Source organism: Streptomyces sp. ISL-94, from assembly GCF_018614075.1.
Taxonomy (GTDB): domain Bacteria; phylum Actinomycetota; class Actinomycetes; order Streptomycetales; family Streptomycetaceae; genus Streptomyces.
The window spans coordinates 106,466-129,191 of sequence record NZ_JAGGOZ010000010.1 but is presented as its reverse complement, the minus strand read 5'-3'; the positions used below and the strand labels follow the sequence as shown (position 1 = coordinate 129,191).

The 22,726-nt window shown below is 71.2% G+C and carries 15 protein-coding genes; 8 read left to right on the top strand and 7 right to left on the bottom strand.

Annotated features, from left to right (window positions below; genetic code table 11):
* Positions 1–14 precede the first annotated feature (14 nt).
* The 3 genes from treS to J7E94_RS03485 form a co-directional block, all read right to left on the bottom strand.
* A complete protein-coding gene (treS, locus tag J7E94_RS03495; RefSeq protein WP_215012185.1) occupies positions 15–1,724 on the bottom strand; it encodes a maltose alpha-D-glucosyltransferase in 1,710 nt (569 codons plus the stop codon).
* Positions 1,721–3,715, bottom strand: a complete 1,995-nt coding sequence (locus J7E94_RS03490) for an alpha-1,4-glucan--maltose-1-phosphate maltosyltransferase (RefSeq protein ID WP_215012184.1) — start codon at positions 3,713–3,715, stop codon at positions 1,721–1,723. The genes treS and J7E94_RS03490 overlap by 4 nt, the downstream gene beginning before the upstream one ends.
* Before the next feature lie 617 nt (positions 3,716–4,332).
* Positions 4,333–4,617 (bottom strand): glycerol-3-phosphate cytidylyltransferase, encoded by a 285-nt coding sequence (locus tag J7E94_RS03485; protein WP_215012183.1) that lies wholly within the window; start codon positions 4,615–4,617, stop codon positions 4,333–4,335.
* 184 nt (positions 4,618–4,801) lie between these two features.
* Here J7E94_RS03485 and glgP point away from each other — a divergent pair, with 184 nt between their 5' ends.
* Both glgP and J7E94_RS03475 read left to right on the top strand, forming a co-directional pair.
* Positions 4,802–7,438 carry an alpha-glucan family phosphorylase gene (glgP, locus tag J7E94_RS03480; RefSeq protein ID WP_215012182.1) on the top strand — a complete coding sequence of 879 codons (2,637 nt, stop codon included), beginning with the start codon at positions 4,802–4,804 and terminating at the stop codon, positions 7,436–7,438.
* Positions 7,439–7,682: 244 nt separating this feature from the next.
* Entirely contained in the window at positions 7,683–8,336 is a 654-nt protein-coding gene (locus J7E94_RS03475; RefSeq protein WP_215012181.1) for a hypothetical protein, read from the top strand.
* Between the two features lie 89 nt (positions 8,337–8,425).
* Here J7E94_RS03475 and J7E94_RS03470 read toward each other — a convergent pair whose 3' ends face one another.
* Positions 8,426–10,633: a M4 family metallopeptidase gene (locus tag J7E94_RS03470; RefSeq protein WP_374224387.1), complete on the bottom strand. Its 2,208-nt coding sequence runs from the start codon at positions 10,631–10,633 to the stop codon at positions 8,426–8,428.
* A 443-nt stretch (positions 10,634–11,076) separates the two neighbouring features.
* Here J7E94_RS03470 and J7E94_RS03465 point away from each other — a divergent pair, with 443 nt between their 5' ends.
* Positions 11,077–12,552, top strand: coding sequence for a sugar transferase (locus J7E94_RS03465; protein WP_215012179.1), 1,476 nt, complete (start codon positions 11,077–11,079; stop codon positions 12,550–12,552).
* A 19-nt stretch (positions 12,553–12,571) separates the two neighbouring features.
* Here J7E94_RS03465 and J7E94_RS03460 read toward each other — a convergent pair whose 3' ends face one another.
* The gene (locus tag J7E94_RS03460) at positions 12,572–13,519 is read right to left on the bottom strand and encodes a GDP-L-fucose synthase (protein WP_215012177.1); all 948 of its coding nucleotides are present in this window, start codon (positions 13,517–13,519) and stop codon (positions 12,572–12,574) included.
* Between the two features lie 566 nt (positions 13,520–14,085).
* On the opposite strand from J7E94_RS03460, the gene gmd reads away from it, so the two are divergent.
* The 4 genes from gmd to J7E94_RS03440 all read left to right on the top strand — a co-directional run bounded on the left by gmd (position 14,086) and on the right by J7E94_RS03440 (position 19,266).
* Positions 14,086–15,099: a GDP-mannose 4,6-dehydratase gene (gene gmd / locus J7E94_RS03455; protein ID WP_215012176.1), complete on the top strand. Its 1,014-nt coding sequence runs from the start codon at positions 14,086–14,088 to the stop codon at positions 15,097–15,099.
* 247 nt (positions 15,100–15,346) lie between these two features.
* Positions 15,347–18,133: a LamG-like jellyroll fold domain-containing protein gene (locus J7E94_RS03450; RefSeq protein ID WP_215012175.1), complete on the top strand. Its 2,787-nt coding sequence runs from the start codon at positions 15,347–15,349 to the stop codon at positions 18,131–18,133.
* A gap of 109 nt (positions 18,134–18,242) precedes the next feature.
* Positions 18,243–18,920: a hypothetical protein gene (locus tag J7E94_RS03445; RefSeq protein ID WP_215012174.1), complete on the top strand. Its 678-nt coding sequence runs from the start codon at positions 18,243–18,245 to the stop codon at positions 18,918–18,920.
* Positions 18,921–19,047: 127 nt separating this feature from the next.
* Positions 19,048–19,266, top strand: coding sequence for a DUF6458 family protein (locus J7E94_RS03440; protein WP_215012173.1), 219 nt, complete (start codon positions 19,048–19,050; stop codon positions 19,264–19,266).
* Positions 19,267–19,398: 132 nt separating this feature from the next.
* Here J7E94_RS03440 and J7E94_RS03435 read toward each other — a convergent pair whose 3' ends face one another.
* A complete protein-coding gene (locus tag J7E94_RS03435) occupies positions 19,399–20,517 on the bottom strand; it encodes a glycosyltransferase (protein ID WP_215012232.1) in 1,119 nt (372 codons plus the stop codon).
* Positions 20,518–20,525: 8 nt separating this feature from the next.
* Positions 20,526–21,065 (bottom strand): WcaF family extracellular polysaccharide biosynthesis acetyltransferase, encoded by a 540-nt coding sequence (locus J7E94_RS03430; protein ID WP_215012170.1) that lies wholly within the window; start codon positions 21,063–21,065, stop codon positions 20,526–20,528.
* A gap of 97 nt (positions 21,066–21,162) precedes the next feature.
* On the opposite strand from J7E94_RS03430, the gene J7E94_RS03425 reads away from it, so the two are divergent.
* Positions 21,163–22,686, top strand: a complete 1,524-nt coding sequence (locus J7E94_RS03425; protein ID WP_215012168.1) for a hypothetical protein — start codon at positions 21,163–21,165, stop codon at positions 22,684–22,686.
* Positions 22,687–22,726: the final 40 nt, after the last annotated feature.

Genomic DNA, 22,726 nt, shown 5'->3' with positions numbered 1-22,726 from the left:
CGCCCCGTACCGGGCTACTGCTCGGCGCGCTGCTCCGTATGCAGCCGGAACCAGTAGAAGCCGTGGCCCGCCAGGGTGAGCAGGTACGGCCACTCGCCGATCGGCGGGAAGCGCACATCACCTGTGAGCTCCACCGGGACCCGTCCGTTGAACGACCTCAGGTCCAGCTCGGTGGGCTGCGCGAAGCGCGAGAAGTTGTGCACGCACAGCACCAGGTCGTCCCCGAAGTCGCGCAGGAACGCGAGTACAGCCGGGTTGGACGAGGGCAGTTCGGTGTACGAGCCGAGCCCGAAGGCGGGGTTCGCCTTGCGGATCTCTATCAGCCGGCGGGTCCAGTGCAGCAGTGAGGAGGGCGATGCCATCGCGGCCTCGACATTGGTGACCTGGTACCCGTAGACCGGGTCCATGATGACCGGCAGGTTCAGCCTGCCCGGATCGCAGGAGGAGAAACCGGCGTTTCGGTCCGGGGTCCACTGCATGGGCGTGCGGACGCCGTCGCGGTCGCCCAGCCAGATGTTGTCGCCCATGCCGATCTCGTCGCCGTAGTAGAGCACCGGCGAGCCGGGCAGCGACAGCAGGAGGGCGGTGAACAGCTCCATCTGGTTGCGGTCGTTGTCCAGCAGCGGGGCGAGGCGGCGCCGGATGCCGATGTTGGCCCGCATCCGCGGGTCCTTGGCGTACTCGGCGTACATGTAGTCGCGCTCTTCGTCGGTGACCATCTCGAGGGTGAGCTCGTCGTGGTTGCGCAGGAAGATGCCCCACTGGCAGCGCTCCGGGATCGCCGGGGTCTTGGCCAGGATTTCGGAGACGGGGTAGCGGGACTCTCTTCGGACGGCCATGAAGATGCGCGGCATGACCGGGAAGTGGAAGGCCATGTGGCATTCGTCCCCGCCCTTCGAGAAGTCGCCGAAGTAGTCGACGACGTCCTCGGGCCACTGATTGGCCTCGGCGAGCAGCACGGTGTCCGGGTAGTGCGCGTCGATCTCCGCCCGGACCCGCTTGAGGAGCGCGTGGGTGCGGGGGAGGTTCTCGCAGTTGGTGCCCTCCTCGGCGTAGAGGTAGGGCACGGCGTCGAGGCGGAAGCCGTCGATGCCGAGGTCCAGCCAGAAGCGCAGTGCGGAGATGATCTCCTCCTGCACGGCCGGGTTCTCGAAGTTCAGGTCCGGCTGGTGCGAGAAGAAGCGGTGCCAGTAGTACTGCTTGCGTACCGGGTCGTACGTCCAGTTCGAGGTCTCGGTGTCGACGAAGATGATGCGGGCGTCCTGGTACTGCTTGTCGTTGTCCGCCCACATGTAGTAGTCGCCGTACGGCCCGTCCGGGTCCTTGCGCGACTGCAGGAACCATTCGTGCTGGTCGCTGGTGTGGTTCATGACGAAGTCGATGATCACCCGCATGCCGCGGGTGTGCGCCGCGTCCACGAATTCCACGAAGTCGGCGAGGTCGCCGAACTCGGGGAGCACCGAGGTGTAGTCGGAGACGTCGTAGCCCCCGTCGCGCAGGGGTGAGGCGAAGAAGGGCGGCAGCCAGAGGCAGTCGACGCCGAGCCACTGGAGGTAGTCCAGCTTGGCGGTGAGCCCCTGGAGGTCCCCCACGCCGTCGCCGTTGCTGTCGTGGAAGGAGCGGACGAGGACCTCGTAGAAGACGGCCCGCTTGAACCAGTCGGGATCGCGGTCCTTGGCGGGGGTGTCCTCGAACGTGTCGTGGACGGGGTCGTTGATCATCATGTGGTGGGTGACCCTCCGGTGGGCGGGGACGGTCGCAGAGCGGCCAGTACGTGCGCGGGCGTACGGCCCGGCTCTAGGCGCACGTAGTTCGCCCTGCCCCAGTGATAGGTCTCGCCGGTGAGCTCGTCGCGCACCGCGAGGGACCCGTGCCAGTCGAGGCCGAGTACCGGCATGTCCAACGACACGGTCGCCTCGTGGGTGTGGTGCGGATCGAGGTTGACGACCACCAGTACGGAATTGGCGCCGGCATGCTTCGAATAGGCGATCACCTGTTCGTTGTCGGTCGAGTGGAAGTGGATGTCGCGCAGCTGCTGGAGGGCGGGGTTGCGGCGGCGGATCCGGTTCAGCGTGGTGATCAGCGGGGCGATGGTGCGGCCCTCGCGCTCGGCGGCGGCCCAGTCGCGCGGCCGGTACTCGTACTTCTCCGAGTTCATGTACTCCTCGCTGCCCTCCCGGACCGGCTCGTTCTCGCAGAGCTCGTAGCCGGCGTAGACGCCCCAGGAGGGGGAGAGGGTGGCGGCGAGCACCGCGCGCACCTCGAAGGCGGGGCGGCCGCCGTGCTGGAGGTAGGCGTGGAGGATGTCCGGGGTGTTGACGAAGAAGTTCGGCCGCATGACGGAGGCCGAGCGGGTGTCGGACAGCTCGGTCAGGTACTCGGTGATCTCGGCCTTGGTGTTGCGCCAGGTGAAGTACGTGTACGACTGCTGGAAGCCGACGGCGGCGAGCGCGCGCATCATCGCGGGCCGGGTGAAGGCCTCGGCCAGGAAGATCACGTCCGGGTCGGACTTGTTGATGTCCGCGATGACCTTCTGCCAGAAGACCACGGGCTTGGTGTGCGGGTTGTCCACGCGGAAGATGCGGACGCCGTGGTCCATCCAGTACCGCAGGATCCGGCAGGTCTCCTCGACGATGCCGGCCATGTCGGCGTCGAAGTGGATGGGGTAGATGTCCTGGTACTTCTTCGGCGGGTTCTCGGCGTACGCGATCGTCCCGTCGGCGCGGTGGCGGAACCACTGCGGGTTCTTCTCCACCCACGGGTGGTCCGGGGAGCACTGGAGGGCGAAGTCCAGGGCGACCTCCAGGTGCAGCTCGCGGGCGCGCGCGACGAAGGCGTCGAAGTCCTCGATGGTGCCGAGCTCGGGGTGGACGGCGTCGTGGCCGCCCTCGGTGGAGCCGATGGCCCACGGCACACCCGGGTCCCAACTGCCCGCGGACAGCGTGTTGTTGGGGCCCTTGCGGTAGGTGCTGCCAATGGGGTGGATGGGCGGCAGGTAGACCACGTCGAAGCCCATGGCGGCGATCGCCGGCAGCCGCTCGGCGGCGGTCCGGAAGGTCCCGCTGACGGGGGTCTTGCCCGGTTCGACCACGGCCCCCTCCGACCGGGGGAACATCTCGTACCAGGAGCCGAAGAGGGCGCGCTTGCGCTCGACCACCAGCCGCAGGGGCTTGGAGGCGCTGACCAGCTCGCGGTACGGGCGCCGGGCGAGGGCGGCGTCGACGGCCGGTGCGAGGGCGGCCGCGTACCGTACGGAGACCTCCAGGTCCTCGTCCCGCATGGTCTCGGCGGCGGCGAGCACGTCCTGGCGGCCGTCGCGCTTGGGCATCCGGGTGCCGGCCCGCTCGTAGAGGTCCGCGCCTTCGAGGAGCATGAGCCCGGTGTCGATCCCGGCCGGGATCTTGATGGCGGCATGGGCACGCCAGGTGGCCACCGGATCGCTCCAGGCCTCGACGGTGTACGTCCACCTCCCCTCGACCTCGGCGGAGACCCGGGCCCCCCACCGGTCGGTGCCGGGGGCGAGCTCCCGCATGGGCACGGGGGGCCGCAGCCGCCCGCTCGGGTCTCGGAGCACGACGTGGGCGGCTACGGCGTCGTGTCCTTCGCGGAACACGGTGGCGGAGATCTCGAATACCTCGTCCACCACCGCCTTGGCGGGTCTGGCGCCGCAGTCGACGGCGGGGCGGACGTCCAGCACGGGAATGCGACCGATCATGATGGGCTCACCTGGGGGCAGTTCGCAGGGCTCGGTGACGACAGGCCAGCCGGTGTCCCGGCTGGTAGTGCACGCTCTGTTCGCTCTGTTTCTAGCCGCTCGGTGGACGGCTGGGCTGCGGGCATGGCCGCTCCTGTCCGCGTTCACTCGGGTGGCGGGGAGAGGTTGGGGGCGGGTGCGCCGTGCGTGTACGACGTGTACCCGGTGAGCCCTTCCCACTCTCTCCCCGCCCAATCCGCGCGCTCGGTCAACTACTCGTACGTAGTGGCACGGGCTTTACCCAGCGCTCGGACGAGATCCGCCCGGGCTCCGTCAAGTCGGCCAGGACTACCTGATGGGGCGACACGCCACGCTGACCCCGCCCGTCACTCGACCCCCTCCCGGGCCGCGGGACGGCGGTACGAAAGCGGAAGGAAGCGGATGAATGCTGTCCGCCGCGGGCCAATCTGTACCCCTGCGTGAACCTGCCTGAGTTGACCGGATCGGCACGGCCCGGAGCGCGGGAGCCAGCCGGCCCGGATGCCGGGGATCTCACGGTGTGGGACGAAAACGTGGACGCCCGGCCCGTCGCGGCGGCGGCCCGGGACCGGACAGGGGGCGGAGCGGGGAGGGACGGACTAGCGGCGGTCGTTCGCCTCGACCAGGACGTCGAGCATCCGGCGGAGCTTCGTGCTGGAGACGTGCACCGTGTACGGGAGGTAGACCACCTCGACGCCCACGGCGGCGAAGTCGCGCTCCCACTGGGCGCCGCGGGCGGTGCCCTTCCAGTCCTCGCCCTTGAACAGGCGGTGGAAGCCGACCTGCCGCCAGGCCTCCATCTTCTCCATCGTGGAGTCGGCCACCGCCTCGTCGACGTGGTCCACCGCGCGCACGATCTCCAGCCGCTCGTGGAGCGGGACCACGGGAAGGTGCCCCTTGTGGCCGGCGACCGTGCGGGGGTGCCCGGCGAGGGCCGCGGAGCCCGGCCGGGCTCCGGAGGCGGCATGGTCGCGGGGGTCCGGCGACGCTAGCCTTCCGGGGGTGATGCGCGGATGCACAGCGTGGTGCGGCCGCTCCGATCCGTCATCCCCTGCGAAGGTGGAACACGTGAAGGCTATCCGTCGATTCACCGTGCGCCCCGTCCTCCCTGAGCCTCTGCTGCCGCTCGCCGACCTCGCGCGCAATCTGCGCTGGTCGTGGCATGCCGAGACCCGCGATCTCTTCCAATCCGTCGACCCCGAGGGCTGGCAGGCCGCCGCCGGCGACCCCGTCCGGCTCCTCGGTGCCGTCTCCGCCACCCGGCTGGCGGAGCTGGCCGCCGACCGCCGGTTCCTGCGGCGGCTCACCGCCGCCGCTGCCGACCTCGATGACTACGTCAACGGCGGGAGGTGGTACCAGAACCAGGAGAACGGCCCGGAACTGCCCGCCGCCCTTGCCTATTTCTCCCCCGAATTCGGGATCACCGCCGCCCTGCCCCAGTACTCCGGCGGCCTCGGCATCCTCGCCGGGGACCATCTGAAAGCCGCCAGCGACCTCGGAGTCCCGCTCATCGGGGTAGGACTGCTCTACCGGCACGGCTACTTCCGCCAGTCCCTCTCCCGCGACGGCTGGCAGCAGGAGCACTATCCCGTACTCGACCCCAACGAACTCCCCCTCGACCTGGTCCGCCAGGAGGACGGGACCCCGGCCCGGGTCTCGCTGACCCTGCCCGGCGGGCGCGCCCTGCACGCGCACATCTGGCAGGCCCGCGTCGGGCGGGTACCGCTGCTGCTCCTGGACTCCGACGTCGAGGACAACGACGCCGCGGCCCGCGAGGTGACCGACCGGCTCTACGGAGGCGGCAGCGACCACCGGCTGTTGCAGGAGATGCTGCTGGGGATCGGCGGGGTGCGGGCCGTCCGCGCGTACTGCCAGATCACCGGGCATCCGGACCCCGAGGTGTTCCACACCAACGAGGGTCACGCCGGGTTCCTGGGGCTGGAGCGCATAAGGGAACTGGAGCGGGAGCGCGGCCTCGGCTTCGACGCCGCCGTCGAGGCGGTCCGCGCCGGGACCGTGTTCACCACGCACACCCCCGTCCCGGCCGGCATCGACCGCTTCGAGCGGGCCTTGGTCGCCCGGCACTTCGGAGAGGGCGGGGAGCTGGACGGCGTACCCGTCGAGCGGATCCTGGAGCTGGGCGCCGAGTCCTACCCCGGCGGCGACCCGGGCGTCTTCAACATGGCCGTCATGGGGCTGCGCCTGGCCCAGCGGGCCAACGGGGTGTCCACCCTGCACGGCGCGGTCAGCCGGGAGATGTTCGCCGGGCTGTGGCCCGGTTTCGACCCGTCCGACGTGCCCATCACCTCCGTCACCAACGGGGTCCACGCCCCCAGCTGGGTGGCACCCGAGGTCGTCCGCGTCGGCGCCCGCCAGATCGGCGCCGGACGGACGGAGCACGCGCTGTCCGTCGGCGGCTCGCCGCGCTGGGACGCGGTCGCCGACATCCCGGACCAGGACGTGTGGGACCTGCGCCGGGTGCTGCGCGAGCAGCTGGTCCAGGAGGTGCGGGACCGGCTGCGGGCCTCCTGGCGCCAGCGCGGGGCCGCCGACGCCGAACTGGGCTGGGTGGACTCCGTGCTCGACCCGGACGTGCTCACCATCGGTTTCGCCCGCCGGGTGCCCTCGTACAAGCGCCTGACCCTGATGCTGCGCGACCCGGACCGGCTGCGCCGTCTCCTGCTCGACCCGGACCGGCCGGTGCAGATCGTGGTCGCGGGCAAGGCGCACCCGGCGGACGACGCCGGGAAGCGGCTCGTGCAGGAGCTCGTGCGGTTCGCGGACGACCCGCGGGTGCGCCACCGGATCGTCTTCCTCCCCGACTACGGCATGGCGATGGCGCAGAAGCTCTACCCGGGCTGCGACGTCTGGCTGAACAACCCGCTGCGGCCGCTGGAGGCGTGCGGGACCAGCGGGATGAAGGCCGCGCTGAACGGCTGCCTCAACCTGTCCGTGCTGGACGGCTGGTGGGACGAGTGGTTCGAGCCCGACTTCGGCTGGGCCATCCCGACCGCCGACGGGCTCGGGGCGGACGAGGACCGCCGGGACCACCTGGAGGCGGGCGCTCTCTACGAGCTGATCGAGGGCCGGGTCGCGCCCCGCTTCTACGACCGGGCCCAGGGCACCGGGCTCCCGGTGCGGTGGATCGAGATGGTCCGGCGCACCCTGGTCTCGCTCGGCCCGAAGGTGCTGGCCGGGCGGATGGTGCGGGAGTACGTGGAGCGGCTGTACGCGCCGGCCGCGCTCGCCCACCGCGCCCTCACCCCGGAGGCGGCGCGCGACCTCGCCTGGTGGAAGGGGCGGGTCCGGGCGGCCTGGCCGCGGGTCGGCGTCGGGCACATCGAGGCCCTGGCCGCGGCTCCCCTCAACGGCACCGCCGAGCTGGGGGCCACCCTCACCCTGCGCGTGCAGGTCTCCCTGGACGCGCTCGCACCCGAGGACGTGGAGGTCCAGGCCGTCGCCGGGCGGGTGGACCCGCAGGACGTGATCCGGGACGGCCGGGCCTTCCCGCTCAAGCCGGCCGCCGGCCCCGACCTGGAGGGGCGCTGGGTGTACGAGGGCCCGCTCGCCCTGGACCGTACGGGGCCCTTCGGCTACACGGTCCGCATCCTGCCGACGCACCCGCTGCTGGCGAGCCCGGCCGAACTGGGCCTGGTCGCGGGCCCGGTGGACACGGACGCGGGGGGCGGCGTACTCCTGCGGTAGCGGTTGCTCAGGGGACGGGCGGCGGGTCCACCGGCCGCCCGTCCTCCATGAGCGGCCCGGTCCGCTTCACACTGCGCACGGCGGTAACACGACCCGGCCATAAGGCGGGTGGCCGGGGCATCTGACGGGTGAACATTCGAACGTGCTGCGCCCGCCGAATCGTTTCGGCACAGGGGTCCGCTCCTACGCTGCCCTGCGGATGCCACCGGACCCGGTATCCGCGGAACCCGAGAAATGGACTCCCATGCGCATTCGTACCACCGCCGCCGTGTTCGCCGGCGCCCTCGCTCTCGTCCTGCCCACCGCCGGCCCGTCGCTGGCCGACGACCACGGCGACCACAGCCTCGGCACGCTCCACTACCGGTTCGTCGACGAGGACGGCGACGACCGCACCGCGCAGATCCGGCCCGCGCAAAACGACACCTGCTACGTGCTGACGCGCACCTCCGAGGCGGAGCCGGCCGTCGAGGTGCTGAACGAGACCGAGTCCCTCGCGGTGCTCTTCGACAACCGCACGTGCGACGGCAAGGCGGAGCGGACGCTGCGGCCGGGCGAGCGGGCGCGGGGCGTGGAGGCCGTCTCGGTCTTCTTCAAGCCGGTCGAAGAGCACGGCGCGGGCCGTGACGACGAGGGCCGCGGCGAATGGAACGGCCGTGATGACGAGGGCCGTGGCGACGCGGGCCGCGGCGAATGGAACGGCCGTGATGACGAGGGCCGTGGCGAGCAGGGCCGTGACGACGAGGGCCGTGGTGACTCGATCGGCCGTGATGACGAGGGCAGCGGCGAGCAGGGCCGCCCGGAATACGCCGGTCGTGACGACCAGGCCGGCGAGGAGAGGGAAGGGGAAGGGCCGGAGGAGGACGACCTCTTGAGCACGATCTTCCGCACGATTGGCTGACATATGGAACAGGGCCGCCCGGGGAGGTCTTCTCCCGGGCGGCCCCGTGGTCAAACGGTTCAGCAGGTGCTCACCTCACCCCGGTGGGGTCAGAAGGTGAGCTTCCAGCTGTTGATGTAGCCGGTGTCCAGGCTGGCGAGGTCCGCGACCCGCAGCTTCCACACACCCTGGGCGACCTCGGAGGAGGCGTCCACGGTGAAGGACTGGACGATGTTGTCCGCGCTGCCGCCGGAGCGGTTGCGCAGGTTGTAGACGGAGCCGTCGGGGGCGACCAGGTCGACCCGCAGGTCACCGACGTAGGTGTGGACGATGTTCACGTCCACCTTCAGGGCGCTCGAGGCGTTGCCCGTGCGCGTCACGGTGATCGGGGACTCCACGGTGGAGTTGTCCGCGATCTGGTAGTCCGTGGTGTTCTCGAAGACGCTCGGCTGGCTGGTCCCGACGGTCCAGGTGAAGGACGCCGTACCGGTCTGGTTCGCCGAGTCGGTCACCGTGACGGTGGTGTTGTAGGTGCCGGCGGTGGAGGCCGTACCCGTGATCAGGCCGGTCGAGGAGTTGATCGACAGGCCGGTCGGCAGACCGGTGGCCGCGTAGCTCAGGGCACCGGCGTTGGTGCTGGTGGCCTGGACCTGGAGGCTGACGGCGCTGCCGGTGACGGTGTTCTGGTTGCCCGGGTTGGTGACCGTGACACCGTTCACGATGCGGGCGCCGACGCCGATGCCCGCCCAGGCGTTGGCCACGTTGTTGTAGGTGGCCGAGCCCTGGCCGTACAGGTCGGCCGCCGCCTGCAGGGTGGCCGTACGGGCCGCCGCGTAGTTGGTGTTCGACTTGAAGTAGCCGACCGTCAGCGCGCGGAACCAGATCTTGGACGCGGCGTCGCGGCCGATCGCGGTGACCGGGAGGCCGTCGGAGGTCGGCGAGTTGTAGCTCACGCCGTTGACGACCTTGGCGCCGGAGCCCTCGGAGGCCAGGTAGTACCAGTGGTTGGCCGGGCCGGAGGAGTAGTGCACGTCGATGGAGCCGATGCCGGAGTACCAGGAGTCCTTGGATCCGCCGTCCTTGCTCGGCTTGTCCATGTAGCGCAGCGGGGTGCCGTTGCCGTTGATGTCGATCTTCTCGCCGACCAGGTAGTCGCCGACGTCCTGCGGGTTGTTGGCGTAGAACTCGACCGCCGCCGCCATGATGTCGGAGGTGGCCTCGTTCAGACCGCCGGGCTCGCCGCTGTAGGTCATGTTGCCGGTGACCGAGGTCAGGCCGTGGGTCATCTCGTGCGCGGCCACGTCGATCGAGGTGAGCGGCTTGTTGTTGCCCTCGCCGTCGCCGTAGGTCATGCAGAAGCAGGAGTCGTCCCAGAACGCGTTGACGTAGGCGTTGCCGTAGTGGACCCGGCTGTACGGGGCCACGCCGTCGTTGCGCAGGCCGTTGCGGCCGTGCACGTTCTTGTAGTAGTCCCACGTGACCTGGGCGCCGTAGTGTGCGTCCGCGCCGGCCGTCTCCAGGTTGGAGGCCAGGCCGTTGCCCCAGATGTCGTCCGTGCCGGCGAAGAGCGTGCCGGTGCCGGAGGAGCCGTGGTTGAGGTTGTACGTCTTGTGGCTGCCCCGCCCCGCGTCGGTCAGCGTGTAGTTGCTGCCCGACTGGGACGTTCCGAGGGTCACCTGGCCGCTGTACTGCGTGTTGCCGGTGCCGGTCTCGATGGCCTGCCACTCGGTGATCTTCGCGCCGGTCTTGGCGTTCGTCACCACGTGGAGCTCGCTCGGGGTGCCGTCGTCCTGGAGGCCGCCGACCACGGTCTCGAAGGCGAGGACTGGAACTCCCTCGGCCGCCCAGATCACCTTGCGGGCGCCCTTGGAGGCCTTGGCCTCCTTGGAGCCCGCGGCGCTGGCGGCGGCGATCGCCTGGCCCTCCGCGGCCGCCGGGGTGACCAAGGGGCTGGTGTCGGCGACCTTGATCTCGTGGTGGGTGGCCTTGGTGACGCTCTTGGTGGCGCCGTCCTTGGCGTGGACCGTCAGGTCGCCGCCGAGTACCGGAAGACCGTCGTAGGTCCGCTCGTACGTGGTGTGCGTGGTGCCGTCCGCGTCCCTGACGACATCGCGGACGACGAGCTTCTCGCCGCTGCCGAGGCCGAGGGCCTTGGCAGCCTGCGCTGTGGTGGAGTTGGCCTCGGCCAGGAGCGTCGCACGCTCCGAGGCGCTGAGTGCGCGGTTGGCCGCGCCCGGGTTGGGCTGTGCAGCCGTGCGGGCCTGCGACGCGGTGGCGTCGGCGGTTGCGGTGCCGGCCTGTATGCCTACGGCGAGCATGGCTGCCGCGGCAATGAGCGCGCCGGCCGCGGTGGCACGCCTGTGGGGGGTGGGACTCAACGCAGACTCCTTCTGCAAGGGGGTATCCGGACGGCTGGGTGGGCCTCCGGGCAGATCAGGGCTGGTGCGATGAACGGTCGAAGAGTGCCACTTACAGGACGCAATGTCAGGGCCGCGTCAAAATGTTGGCCGGAAACGGTTCGTTGTCCGAAGAGACGTATCCGGTATCCGAACTCTTCACCTTCGTGTGGGACCCTGCGGAGCCCGTCATTCGGAATGATTGGTACCGGTTGCTAACGCTTGAGCAATAAGAGGTCCGGTAAAGCCAAACGGCATTTACCGTACGGGTGTTTGTCGTACTGTTTGCCGGTGCGACACATGTCCGAGGCTTGGGGAAGCCGTGGACCGTCGCCGCTGCCATAGACCACGTGCCAGGGGGGCCCATGAGGCATGTCCATTTTCCTGCGCAAAGAGTGGCCGGAACGGCCAGGGGGTCAGCTCTGCCCGCACGGCGCCTCGGTGACAAGGCCCGCTGGTACCTGCCGGCCGCCGTCACCGCCGACATCCTCGGTGCCGCCGTCCCCGTGGGCCTCGTCTTCGAGGCCGCGGAGCAGGTCAGACCCCTCTACTGCGCCCTCGGCGCCGCCCTGGCGTGGACCGGGGTGCAGGCGCTGCGCCGGCGCTACTCGACCCGGGCGCTCGGCGAGTCCCGCGGAGTGCTGCCCGTCCTCCACGACTGGCTGATTCTCATCGGTGTCCTGGCCGTGGCCCGGGTGGTGACGGAGGAGGACACCCCCCGGTTATCCGCCCTCGGGGCCCTGCTGCCCGCCCTGCTGATCACCGTCGCGTGCCACAAACTGACCTACCGCCACCTCTCGGCCGCCCGCCGCGAGGCGCAGGCCGTCAGCCGGGTCCTGGTCGTCGGCGAGCCCGACGCCGCCGAGGACGTCATCGCCCACCTCGCGGCGCGCACCGACCATCCGTACGTGGTCGTGGGCGTGGTGGCGGTCGGCGCCGGATCCCTCGTCAGCGGAGTGCCCGTCGCGGCCCGGCTCGGCGCGGCGATGCCCGAGGCGCCCGGCGGCGACTCCGCGGCCGTGCTCGGAGCCGTCGCAAGCCATCGCGCCGACCTGGTGCTGGTGGCCCCCGGCGCGCGGATCTCGGGGGAGCGGCTGCGCCGGGTCGCCTGGGCCCTGCACGACGCCGGGCTGGAACTGGCCGTCTTCCCCGGGCTGGTGGAGGTCTCCGTCAAGCGGCTGGAGACCCTGTCCGCCGGCGGCCTGGCCGTGCTGCGGGTGGTGCCGCCAGTCAGCCGGGGCGTGCAGACCCTGCTCAAGTCGGCGCTGGACCGGGTGGGCGCCGCGGCCGGGCTGCTGCTGCTCTCCCCGCTCTTCCTCGGCATCGTCCTGGCGATCCGCCTCGGCTCGCGCGGCCCGGCCTTCTACCGGCAGCGGCGCATCGGCCGCGACGGAGTCCCGTTCGTGATGTGGAAGTTCCGCACCATGGTCGTGGACGCCGACGCGCGCAAGGCCGAACTGTCCGGGGCCAACGAGAACGACGGCCTGATGTTCAAGATCCGCCGCGACCCCCGGGTGACCCGGGTGGGCCGGCTGCTGCGCCGCACCTCGCTGGACGAACTGCCGCAGCTGCTCAACGTACTGACAGGCCACATGTCGCTGGTCGGCCCGCGCCCGCCGCTGCCGGAGGAGGTGGCGCGGTACGGCGAGGTCGAACTGCGCCGGCTCACCGTGCGGCCCGGGATGACGGGGCTGTGGCAGATCAGCGGGCGGTCCGACCTGTCGTGGGACGAAACGATCCAGCTGGACCTCCAGTACGTCGACAACTGGTCCTTCACCAGTGACGTCGACGTCATGGGCCGTACGATCCGCGCCGTCGTCGACGGCCGCGGAGCGTACTGAGGGGCCGTGGCCCGTGCGATCAGCCCTGCTCGGCCAGCCACCACTGGTAGGTGGCGGCGATGCCGTCCCGCAACGGGATGCCGGGCTTCCAGCCGAGCGAGGTCAGGCGGCCGACGTCCAGGAGCTTGCGGGGGGTGCCGTCCGGCTTCGAGGTGTCCCAGGCGAGCCGGCCCTGGAAGCCGGTCACCTCGGCGACGATCTCGGCCAGCTCCTTGATGGTCAGGTCCTCGCCGCAGCCGATGTTGACGGGCTCGTCGCCGTCGTAGCGCTCCAGCAGCACGGCGCAGGCGGCGGCCAGGTCGTCGACGTGCAGGAACTCCCGGCGCGGGGTGCCGGAGCCCCACAGGGTGACCTCCTCGCGGCCCTCGGCGGCGGCTTCGTGGAAGCGGCGGATGAGGGCGGGCAGGACGTGCGAGGACTCCAGGTCGAAGTTGTCGCCCGGGCCGTAGAGGTTCGTCGGCATGGCCGAGATGTACGAGGCCCCGTACTGCTTGCGGTACGACTGGACCTGGACGATGCCGGCGATCTTGGCGAGGGCGTAGGCCTCGTTGGTCGGCTCCAGCGGGCCGGTCAGCAGGGCGTCCTCGCGGATGGGCTGGGGGGCCAGCTTCGGGTAGATGCAGGAGGAGCCGAGGAAGAGCAGCCGGGCGACGCCGGCGGCGTGGGCGCCGCCGATCACGCTGAGCTGGATCTGCAGGTTCTCCTCCAGGAACTGCACCGGGTAGGTGCTGTTCGCCATGATCCCGCCGACCTTGGCGGCGGCCAGCACGACCGCGTCCGGGCGCACGTCGCGGAGGTACGCCCCGGTCGCGGCGGCGTCCCGCAGATCGAGGTCGGCGCGGCCCCGGGTGAGCACCTCGTGGCCGTCGGCGGTGAGCCGGCGGGCGACCGCGGACCCCACGAGGCCGCGGTGGCCGGCGACGAAGACGCGGGCGTTCGGGGGCAGGAGCGGCAACGGACTTGTCATACCGCCGATGATGCCAGTCCGCTCCCGCGGGGGTGGCAGCAGTCCGGACCCTGCCGGTCCGGACCCTGCCGGTCCGGACCCTGCCGGTCCGGACCCTGCCGGTCCGGACCCTGTCGGTCGGGGCCCTGCCGGTCCGGGCCTTGCCGGTGGCCCTGTCGGTCCGGGCCTTGCCGGTCGGGGCCCTGCCGGTCCGGGCCTTGCCGGTGGCCCTGTCGGTCCGGGCCTTGCCGGTCGGGGCCTTGCCGGTCCGGGCCCGGCGTGGCGGTGGCCGCCCGGCGGGCGTCGGCATCGCCGGGGACGGGTGTGTGCCGGGGCACCTCCTCGGGCGCCGAACGTGGCCAGGGGGCGGAGAGTGAAAGCGGCACAGCGTTCGGCGCCCTGCGGGGGCGCCCCGGCACACACCCGGCCCCGGGGGTGCAGACGCCGGGTGGTCGGGGCCGGACGTGTACGGTACGCATCCAGTCCCGGGCGCGGGCCCGCACCGTGAACCCCCGGCGGGGACCGGCACGGGTGGGGCGAGTCCCGCTCATGACAACGAACAGCAACGAACCCCAGGGGGACCCGACATGGGCAAGACCGCACTGATCACCGGCGTCACCGGACAGGACGGCTCGTACCTCGCCGAGCTCCTGCTCTCCAAGGGCTACACGGTGCACGGGCTCGTGCGGCGGTCCTCCAGCTTCAACACGGAGCGGATCGACCACATTTATCAGGACCCGCAGACCGTGAACCGGTCCTTCGTGCTTCACCACGCCGATCTGTCCGATGGTGTTGCCCTGGTGAACCTGCTCCGTGAGATACGGCCCGACGAGGTCTACAACCTCGGCGCGCAGTCGCATGTCCGGGTGTCCTTCGACGCGCCGTTGTACACCGGCGACGTGACCGGGCTCGGCGCGCTGCGGCTGCTGGAGGCCATCCGGGCCAGCGGCATCGACACCCGCATCTACCAGGCCTCCTCCTCCGAGATGTTCGGCGCCACCCCGCCCCCGCAGAACGAGCAGACCCCGTTCCACCCCCGCAGCCCGTACGGCGCCGCGAAGGTGTTCGCGTACTGGACGACGGTGAACTACCGCGAGGCCTACGGCATGTTCGCGGTGAACGGGATCCTCTTCAACCACGAGTCCCCGCGCCGCGGCGAGACCTTCGTGACCCGCAAGATCACCCGCGCCGTCGCCCGCATCAAGGCCGGCCTCCAGGAGAAGCTCTACCTCGGCAACCTCGACGCCGTCCGCGACTGGGGCTACGCCCCCGAGTACGTGGACGCCATGTGGCGGATGCTCCAGCAGGACGAGCCCACCGACTACGTCGTCGCCACCGGCGTCGCCGCGACCGTCCGCGAGTTCGTCGAGGCCTCCTTCGGCCACGCCGGTCTGGACTGGAAAGAGCACGTTCGCTACGACCCCAAGTACGAGCGCCCCAGCGAGGTCGACGCGCTCATCGGCGACGCTTCCAAGGCCCATGACCTGCTTGGCTGGAAGCCGACGGTCCTGGTGGCCGAATTGGCGAGGATCATGGTCGACGCCGACATCCGCCAAGTCGAGGACCAACTGGCGGGCGCTACGGTCCGCATCGATCGCTGAGGCCTTGTATTTCGCCTACGATTTGCCGTGTCCCGGTCATTCGCGCAGCTCTCTGCGGGTGCGGCCGGGGCAAACCTGCCGTATGTCCGTAGTGCACCCTCCGTGTTGAACCCTGTTGATTCCAAGTTGGTATGCAATGGGTCAAGTGAGGGGACCGAGCCTTCGCACGAGCCTTAGTCTGCCCCCGTACATATGGCTGTTCGGATAGTTCCAGCCATCAAAACCGGGCACTTGCCCTGGGGGGCTCATGCGTAGATCCAGAGGGCTGACTGCCGCCCTCGTCCTGTCACTGGCCGGTGCCGGCACCGGTATAGGCCTGGTGCTGATGCCTCAGGCGTCGGCCATCACCGCGCCGGTGGCATTCACGGCCGACGAACTGCCCACGTGGCAGACGAATGGCGTTGTGTGGGCGATGGCCCAGGCGAACGGCATTGTCTTCGCCGGCGGCACCTTCTCCGCCGTCCGTCCGCCCGATGGCACCGCCGGTACCGAGCAGGAAGCCGTGAACTTCGCCGCGCTGGACGCCGCGACGGGCAACCCCACCTCGTGCAAGCTCGCCTTCACCGTCGGAGACGGCACCGCGACCGTCCGCACACTGGTCGTCTCGAAGGACCAGAAGACCCTCTACGCGGGCGGCTACTTCGGGGCCGTCAACGGCACCCCGGTCTCCAGCGTCGCCGCCATCGACATCGCGAGCTGCACCCCCAAGGCCGCGTTCCACCCGAGCTTCTCCGCCACCGTGCGCGCGCTCGCCGTCACCGACGACACCCTTTACGCGGGCGGCGACTTCGGCGCCGTCGAGGGCCAGACCCGCGAGCGGTTCGCCGCGGTCGACGCCTCCACCGGCGCGATCAAGCCCTTCAAGGCCAACGCCGACGAGCCGGGCCGCGCGATCGAGGTCACCCCGGACGGGAAGCACGTCCTGCTCGGCGGCGACTTCTTCGCCGTCAACGGCTCCACCACGCACGCGCTGGCGGTGGTCGACTCCACCACCGGCGCCGTCGCCAAGACGTACACCAACATCCCGTCGAACTCGGTCGTCAAGGACATCTCCACCGACGACAACGGCGGTTTCTACACGGGCAACGAGGGCTCCGGCGGCGGCGTCTTCGACGGCCGCATCGGCCTGCGTCTGAGCGACTTCAGCGAGAAGTGGCGCGACCGCTGCCTCGGCGCCACCCAGTTCGTGCTGCCGTACCAGGGCGTGCTCTACAGCTCCTCGCACGCGCACGACTGCTCCACCGAGCTGGAGTTCCCCGACGGCAAGCGGAACTTCCTGCTGGCCCAGCCCACCAACCACGAAGGCGCCGCCCCCGCGCCCGTGGACGGTTTCGTGCGCGGCCCGGGCAAGCTCGGCTGGCACCCCACGGCCAACGACGGCATGGACGGAACCGAGGGCATCGGCCCGCGCGTCATGGCCGTGGCGGAGAAGAACGACGTCAAGTACTTGTGGATCGGCGGTGAGTTCACCCTCATCAACGGCAAGGCGCAGTGGGGCCTAACCCGCTTCGCCTCCACCGGCGACCGCGGTGCCCCGACCACCCCGGTGGCCAGCGCCGCGAGCGTCAAGCCCGGCGAGGCGCAGGTCCGCTGGCGCACCAGCTACGACGCGGACGACAGCAAGCTGACGTACCGCATCTACCGCAACGGCTCGGCCACCCCGATCGCCACCGTGAGCGCGAGCTCGCTGGAGTGGGAGCGCCCGCAGGCCTCCTGGGTCGACACCACGGTCAAGGCCGGCCAGACGTACACCTACCGCGTGACGGCGACGGACGCCGCGGGCAACACCAGCGCCCTGTCGGCCACCGCCTCGGCGACGGTCCCGAGCGCGGTCCAGGCGTACCCGAACCAGGTCCGCGCCGACGGCGCCCAGCTGTACTGGCGCTACGACGACACGGTCAGCCCGTACGTCGCCGACGGCTCGGTCAGCGGCAACACCAGCGGCCTCCAGCTCAACGCCCCGGCCCTGCGCCAGTCGCCCGGCGCCGTCTCCGGCTCCAGCACCGCCATGGGCTTCAACGGCACCAGCCAGCAGGTGTACAGCGACCACCGCCAGACGGTCGGCAGCACGTTCACCATCGAGACCTGGTTCAAGACGAGCACCACCCGCGGCGGCAAGCTGATCGGCTTCGGCAACAACACCAGCCGCAGCAGCACCTCGTACGACCGGCAGCTCTACATGACCAACACCGGTCGCCTGGTCTTCGGCGTCTACAACGGCTCCACCAAGACCGTCGCCACCGGTCTGCTGGACACGTACAACGACAACAAGTGGCACCACGTGGTCGGCACCCAGGGCCCCGGCGGCATCACCCTGTACGTCGACGGCCAGAACAAGGGTACTGACAAGGCGACCAGCACCCAGGCCTACGCGGGCTACTGGCACGTCGGCGGCGACACCCTGGCGAGCTGGCCGAACCGCCCGACGAGCAACTACTTCGCCGGGCAGATCGACGAGACGGCCGTCTACCCGTCGGCGCTCACCGCGACCCAGGTCAAGAACCACTTCGACCTGGCCGGCGCCCCGACCGACACGGTCTCCACGGTCAAGGCGACCGAGGACACCTACATCAACCAGGGCGCCCCGAGCACCGCCTACGGCACGTCCACCTCGCTCGCGGTGCGCGGCACCTCGGCGTACGAGGCGTACCTGCGCTTCAGCCTCCCGGCCGCTCCGGCCGGCCAGGTCCTGAAGTCCGCGTCCCTCCAGGTCAAGACGAACACGCAGACGGGCGCCGGCACCGTCGACAAGGTCTCCGTGGTTCCGGTCACCGGCACCTGGAGCGGCGCGGGCACCACCTTCAACACCAAGCCCACCCTCGGCACCACCCCGCTCGGCACCCTCACGGGCGTACCGGACGGCTCGGCGGTCCAGAACGTACCGCTGGACACCGCCGCGCTCTCCGCGGTGCTGGGCACCAGCTACAGCCTGGGCCTCACGGGCTCGGGCAGCGACCCGCTGTGGATCTGGTCCTCGGAGTCCACGGCGGCGGAGGGCGCTCCGCAGCTGGTCCTGACCTTCGGCGCGAAGTAGCCGCAGGAACAGGGAACCGAGTCACCACCTCACGGCGTGCGGGGTCCGGCCTTCCCGGCCGGGCCCCGCACGCCTGTCCCACCACCCCAGTAAGTACGGGAGCCATCCGATGTACCGACGCTCCGCAGCGGCTGCTGTCCTGCTGGCCGCCGCCCTGACGCTGACCGCCTGCAGTTCCGGCGGGGACAAGGCCGACTCCGGTGCGGAGGCGAAGGCCAAGCCCCCGGCCGCCTCACCGGCCCCCGACCCGGCGGACACCCCGCAGCCGTCGGCCGACCCGGCCGCGAAGCCGACCGGCCCCGTCCTGCCCGACGCGAAGCTCACCCCGAAGACGGGAAGCTTCACGGCGGAGGAAAAGAAGTACCTGAGCGGGCGGGTGCCGGAGAAGATGGACCCGGCGGCCGTCCTCCAGAGCGGCCAGGAAGCCTGCCAGCGCGTGGAGCGCACCGCGAAGCGCGACAAGGACGCGGCGACCGGAGCCGTCATCACCGGGGAGATCGCGGGCGCGAAGGACGCGATCAACCTGCTGTGCCCGGAGCAGAAGCCGATCCTCGCGGCGGCCGAGAAGGGCTTCCCCGAGGGCGCCCGCCAGTCGCCCGCGCCGGGCGCCTACCGCGCGCTGACGCAGGCCACCACCTGCACGTGGGAGGCGAAGGGCAAGGACGGCGCGATCCTGGCCTCGGGCCCGGAGACCCCGCCCAAGCCGGGGGACAAGATCACGGCCACGATCCCGGCGGGCACGGCCGAGTTCAACTCGACGGGCTGCTACGCCTGGATCCCCGCGTAGGGGGCCATGGCCCCACGAGAACGCCCCAGCGGCCGGACTGCCGGTGCCCGGGGGCGTTTTCGTGTGCCGGGGCGGGGTACCCGCGTGCAGTACGCGACTACGACACCGGCATCCGGAGGCGAGTCCTATGAGCGGCCTGGGCGGCTGCATCGGCCTGATCGTGGTGGGGGCCATCCTCACCTTCGCCACCGACTGGGAGATGCGCAGCGTCGACCTCGACCTGGTCGGCCTCATCATGATGGCGGCGGGAGCCATCGGCCTCGCCGTGTACTCCAGCGTCCTCAAGCGCCGTCGCGCGGCGGGCGCGATCCCGGTGGTGGAGGAACGCCGCCGCGACGTCATCTGATCGATTCAGCCCGCCCGGCGTTCGAGGACCGGGGCCGGTGCCGGGCAGAACCCGGGTGGGGGTCCCCCGGACGGAGTCTGGGGGGAGGCGGAAGGGCGGGCAGGGGACGGCCCCGCGCAGCGGCTCCGGCCCCTACCGCCGCACCGCTCCTCCGTACACCGGGAGCAGCGCGTCCAGGACGGCCTCCATTGAGAAGGACTCGGCGGCGAGCTTGCGCGCAGCGCGCGACGCGGCTTCGTTGACCGCCGGGTCCAGCAGCGCGAGGACGGCTGAAGCGACACCCCCCGGCCCGGGATCGACCGCACGGCCGGCTCCGGAGGCCGCGATGTCCCGGGCCAGCCCGTTCGAGTGGGTCACCACCGGCGGGACCCCCACCGACAGTGCCTCCAGCACCGACATCGGGAACGGCTCGTCCACGGAGGGCAGTACGTAGACGTGCGCCCGCCGCAGCTCCGCCAGGACCTCCGCGCTGGACAGGGCTCCCGGCACCGTGAAGCGGGACGAGAGGCCGAGCGCCGAGATCCGGGCCCGGACCGCCGCCAGCTCGCCCTCGTCCGGGCCCGCGACCACGAACTGCGCCTCCGGGTGCGCCGCGAGGACCTCCGGGGCCGCGTCCACGAAGTCCACCGGCCGCTTGCGGGCCTGCAGGCGCGCCGAGTACAGGATGCGCGGCGGCCCGCTCAGGGCAGGCCGCTCCTCCTGTGCCGGAGTGCCGTTGACCAGGCGGACCGCGTTCGCCAGCGGGGCGCCGACCACCGCGTCCAGGCCCTCGCGTTCATACGGGGTCAGGTACAGCACCGCGTCCGCCCCGCGCAGCAGCCGGCGTACGGCCACCGCGTCCAGCACCTTGGCCAGCAGCTTCTCGCTCGGGTCCACCATGCCGTGGGTCTGCAGCACCAGCGGCTTGCCCGCCCGCAGCGCCGCCAGTGCCACCGGCAGGGTCACCAGGTCCCGCGCGAGGTGGACGTGGACCACATCCGCGTCCCGCACCAGGCGGCCCGCCGAAGCCAGCAGGGCCGGCGAGGTCATGCCGCTGAAGCCCAGCGGCAGCAGCCGCCGCGCCGGGAAGAGCGTGGCCGGGACGCCCTCCACGGAGGTCGGCCAGGGAGCCGGGAAGCCCTCGCCCAGCGCCAGCAGCCGCGCCTCGTGGCCGCGCGCACGCAGCCCCTTGGCCAGGTTCAGCGCGACCCGGACCGGCCCGCCGAAGGCGTGCGAGGGGGAGTGCAGGGTGACGGCGTGCAGGACTTTCAGCGCGGCACTCACCGGGGCTCCTCCACCGGGCGGCGCCGCCCGTCCTGGGTCTGCAGGGTCAGCTCCGGCAGGTCCTTGTGCACGACGGCCCCCGCACCCGCGACCGCGCAGCGGCCCACGGTCACCCCGGCCAGCACGGTCGCCCGTACCGCCACCCACGCGCCGTCCTCGACCGTGATCGGCGCGTTGCGGTAGCGGAAGCCGGCGGCCCGGTGGTCGTGCGAGCCGGTACACAGCAGGGCCTCCTGCGAGAGGCACACGTGCGAACCGATCGTCACCGGCTCCAGGTTCAGCAGCCAGGCGCCCTCGCCGATCCAGGTGTGGTCCCCGACCGTCAGCTTCCACGGCCACAGCACCCGCACCTTGTGCCGGATCAGCACGCCCTCGCCGATCCGCGCTCCGAAGGCACGCAGCAGCGCGACCCGCAGCCGCGCCGGACAGAACCAGCTCATGAACAGCGTGTTCATCACGGCGAACCAGAGCGCCTGCGTCAGCAGCCCGCGCCCCTTGTCGTATCCGGCCAGCGTGAAGGAAGGAAGATCACGCACCTGTCGCCCCCCTCGTGCACCCGCGCCGGCGCCTCCCCGGGCACGGCCCGCTCAGACTAGACTGCGCCCGGATCAGGGACTTGGGGCGGGGGCGGCAGTGACAACGGACATACGCAAGCCCACCGTTCCGCCCGCGAAGCGGCCCGTGCCGTCCCCCTTCGAGGACGAGACGAGATGGGGCCGGGTCACCACCCCGCGCACCCTGCTCGCGCGCGCGCTGTCCGTCCCGCTCGCCCTCGGATTCACCGTCTTCCTGCCGCTGTTCGTCGCCGTCCAGTCCGGCGCCGGCGCCCGTGACGCGGCCTTCTGGCTCCAGCTCCTGCTCACCATGTACGCGGGCGCCCGCCTCTCGGCGATGGTGCTCACCAGCCGGCGCAAGCTGCTCCAGGGCTCCTTCTGGCTCTTCGTCTACATGGCCATGGGCGTGGCCCCGCTCGCGCAGGCCGTCCTCGGCCAGGTCCCGACACCCGTCGTCGGCCCGCGCTCCGACCTCACCGCCGCCATCGGGCTGGTGCTGCTCGGCTGCACCGCCTTCGACGTCGGCGTCCTGCTCGCCCGCCACCGGCCGGCGGGCCGCGCGGGCGGCTCGCAGAAGGAGCCGCGCCCGGTCATGGCGCACCGGCGGCGCCTCCAACTGCTCACGGTCCTCTCCTTCGTGTGCAGCGCGGCCTTCATCATGAAGCTCGGCGGCCCGGCGGTCTTCTTCTCCAGCCGCCAGGAGATCATCGCGGGCATCGAGGAAGCGGGCGTCTCCAACGGCGACGGCCAGGCGGGCCAGGCGCTGCTGCGCGGCTTCGGCACGGTGCCGGCGCTGCTGTCGCTGCTGCTCTACACGCGCTGGCTGATCACGTCGGAGTTCGCCCGCCGCAAGGTGTCGGTCATCGTCACCTGGTCGGCCCTCGCCGCCCTCAACCTGGTGGTCAACAACCCGATCTCGAACCCGCGCTACTGGTTCCTGACGGTCATGTTCGCGATGCTCTTCACCGTCTTCCCGGTGAGCGCGGCGATGTACCGGGTGGCGCTGTCGATGGCCGTGGTCATCGCGCTGCTCGTCTTCCCGTTCGCGGACCGCTTCCGGTACGACGAGAAGAACTACCGGCCGGTCGAGACCACGTCCTTCCTGGAGCCGATGGCACTCAAGGACTACGACCAGATCGGCATGTTCGCGAACACGATCACCTTCTCGAACTCCGGGCCCGGGCACTACTACGGGCGCCAGCTGGCCGGGTCGGTCCTCTTCGCGGTGCCGCGGTCGGTCTGGTCCGGCAAGCCGAGGGACACGGGCGTGATGGTCGGCCAGTGGATGGGCACGGTCAACACCAACCTCTCCTCCCCGGTCTGGGCGGAACTGTGGCTCGACTTCGGGCCGCTGGGCATGGGTGCGGGGCTGCTGGGCATGGGCTACGCGTCGGCCCGCGTCGACCGCCGCTACGCGAAGCGGGCCACGCGGCGCTCGCCGCCGGGCAGCCTGATCTCGGTGGTGGTCCCGCTGGTCGCGGGCTACTCCTTCATCCTGCTGCGCGGTCCGCTGCTCCAGGCCTCGGGGCGGGTTGCGATCGCGGCCCTCTGCCTGGCGCTGGTCGCGACCTACCGCCAGGACCGCGCCACCACCCTCCGCTGACGCGCCCGCCCCCTCGCGGAGCTCCGCCCCGGGCCCCGCG

What these genes read in the sequence shown, in the direction of transcription:
- treS (WP_215012185.1), bottom strand. Translation starts at nt 1,724, where the DNA reads ATGATGATCAACGACCCCGTCCACGACACGTTCGAGGACACCCCCGCC.
- J7E94_RS03490 (WP_215012184.1), bottom strand. Translation starts at nt 3,715, where the DNA reads ATGATCGGTCGCATTCCCGTGCTGGACGTCCGCCCCGCCGTCGACTGC.
- J7E94_RS03475 (WP_215012181.1), top strand. Translation starts at nt 7,683, where the DNA reads ATGCGCATTCGTACCACCGCCGCCGTGTTCGCCGGCGCCCTCGCTCTC.
- J7E94_RS03470 (WP_374224387.1), bottom strand. Translation starts at nt 10,633, where the DNA reads ATGCTCGCCGTAGGCATACAGGCCGGCACCGCAACCGCCGACGCCACC.
- J7E94_RS03465 (WP_215012179.1), top strand. Translation starts at nt 11,077, where the DNA reads ATGAGGCATGTCCATTTTCCTGCGCAAAGAGTGGCCGGAACGGCCAGG.
- J7E94_RS03460 (WP_215012177.1), bottom strand. Translation starts at nt 13,519, where the DNA reads ATGACAAGTCCGTTGCCGCTCCTGCCCCCGAACGCCCGCGTCTTCGTC.
- gmd (WP_215012176.1), top strand. Translation starts at nt 14,086, where the DNA reads ATGGGCAAGACCGCACTGATCACCGGCGTCACCGGACAGGACGGCTCG.
- J7E94_RS03450 (WP_215012175.1), top strand. Translation starts at nt 15,347, where the DNA reads ATGCGTAGATCCAGAGGGCTGACTGCCGCCCTCGTCCTGTCACTGGCC.
- J7E94_RS03445 (WP_215012174.1), top strand. Translation starts at nt 18,243, where the DNA reads ATGTACCGACGCTCCGCAGCGGCTGCTGTCCTGCTGGCCGCCGCCCTG.
- J7E94_RS03440 (WP_215012173.1), top strand. Translation starts at nt 19,048, where the DNA reads ATGAGCGGCCTGGGCGGCTGCATCGGCCTGATCGTGGTGGGGGCCATC.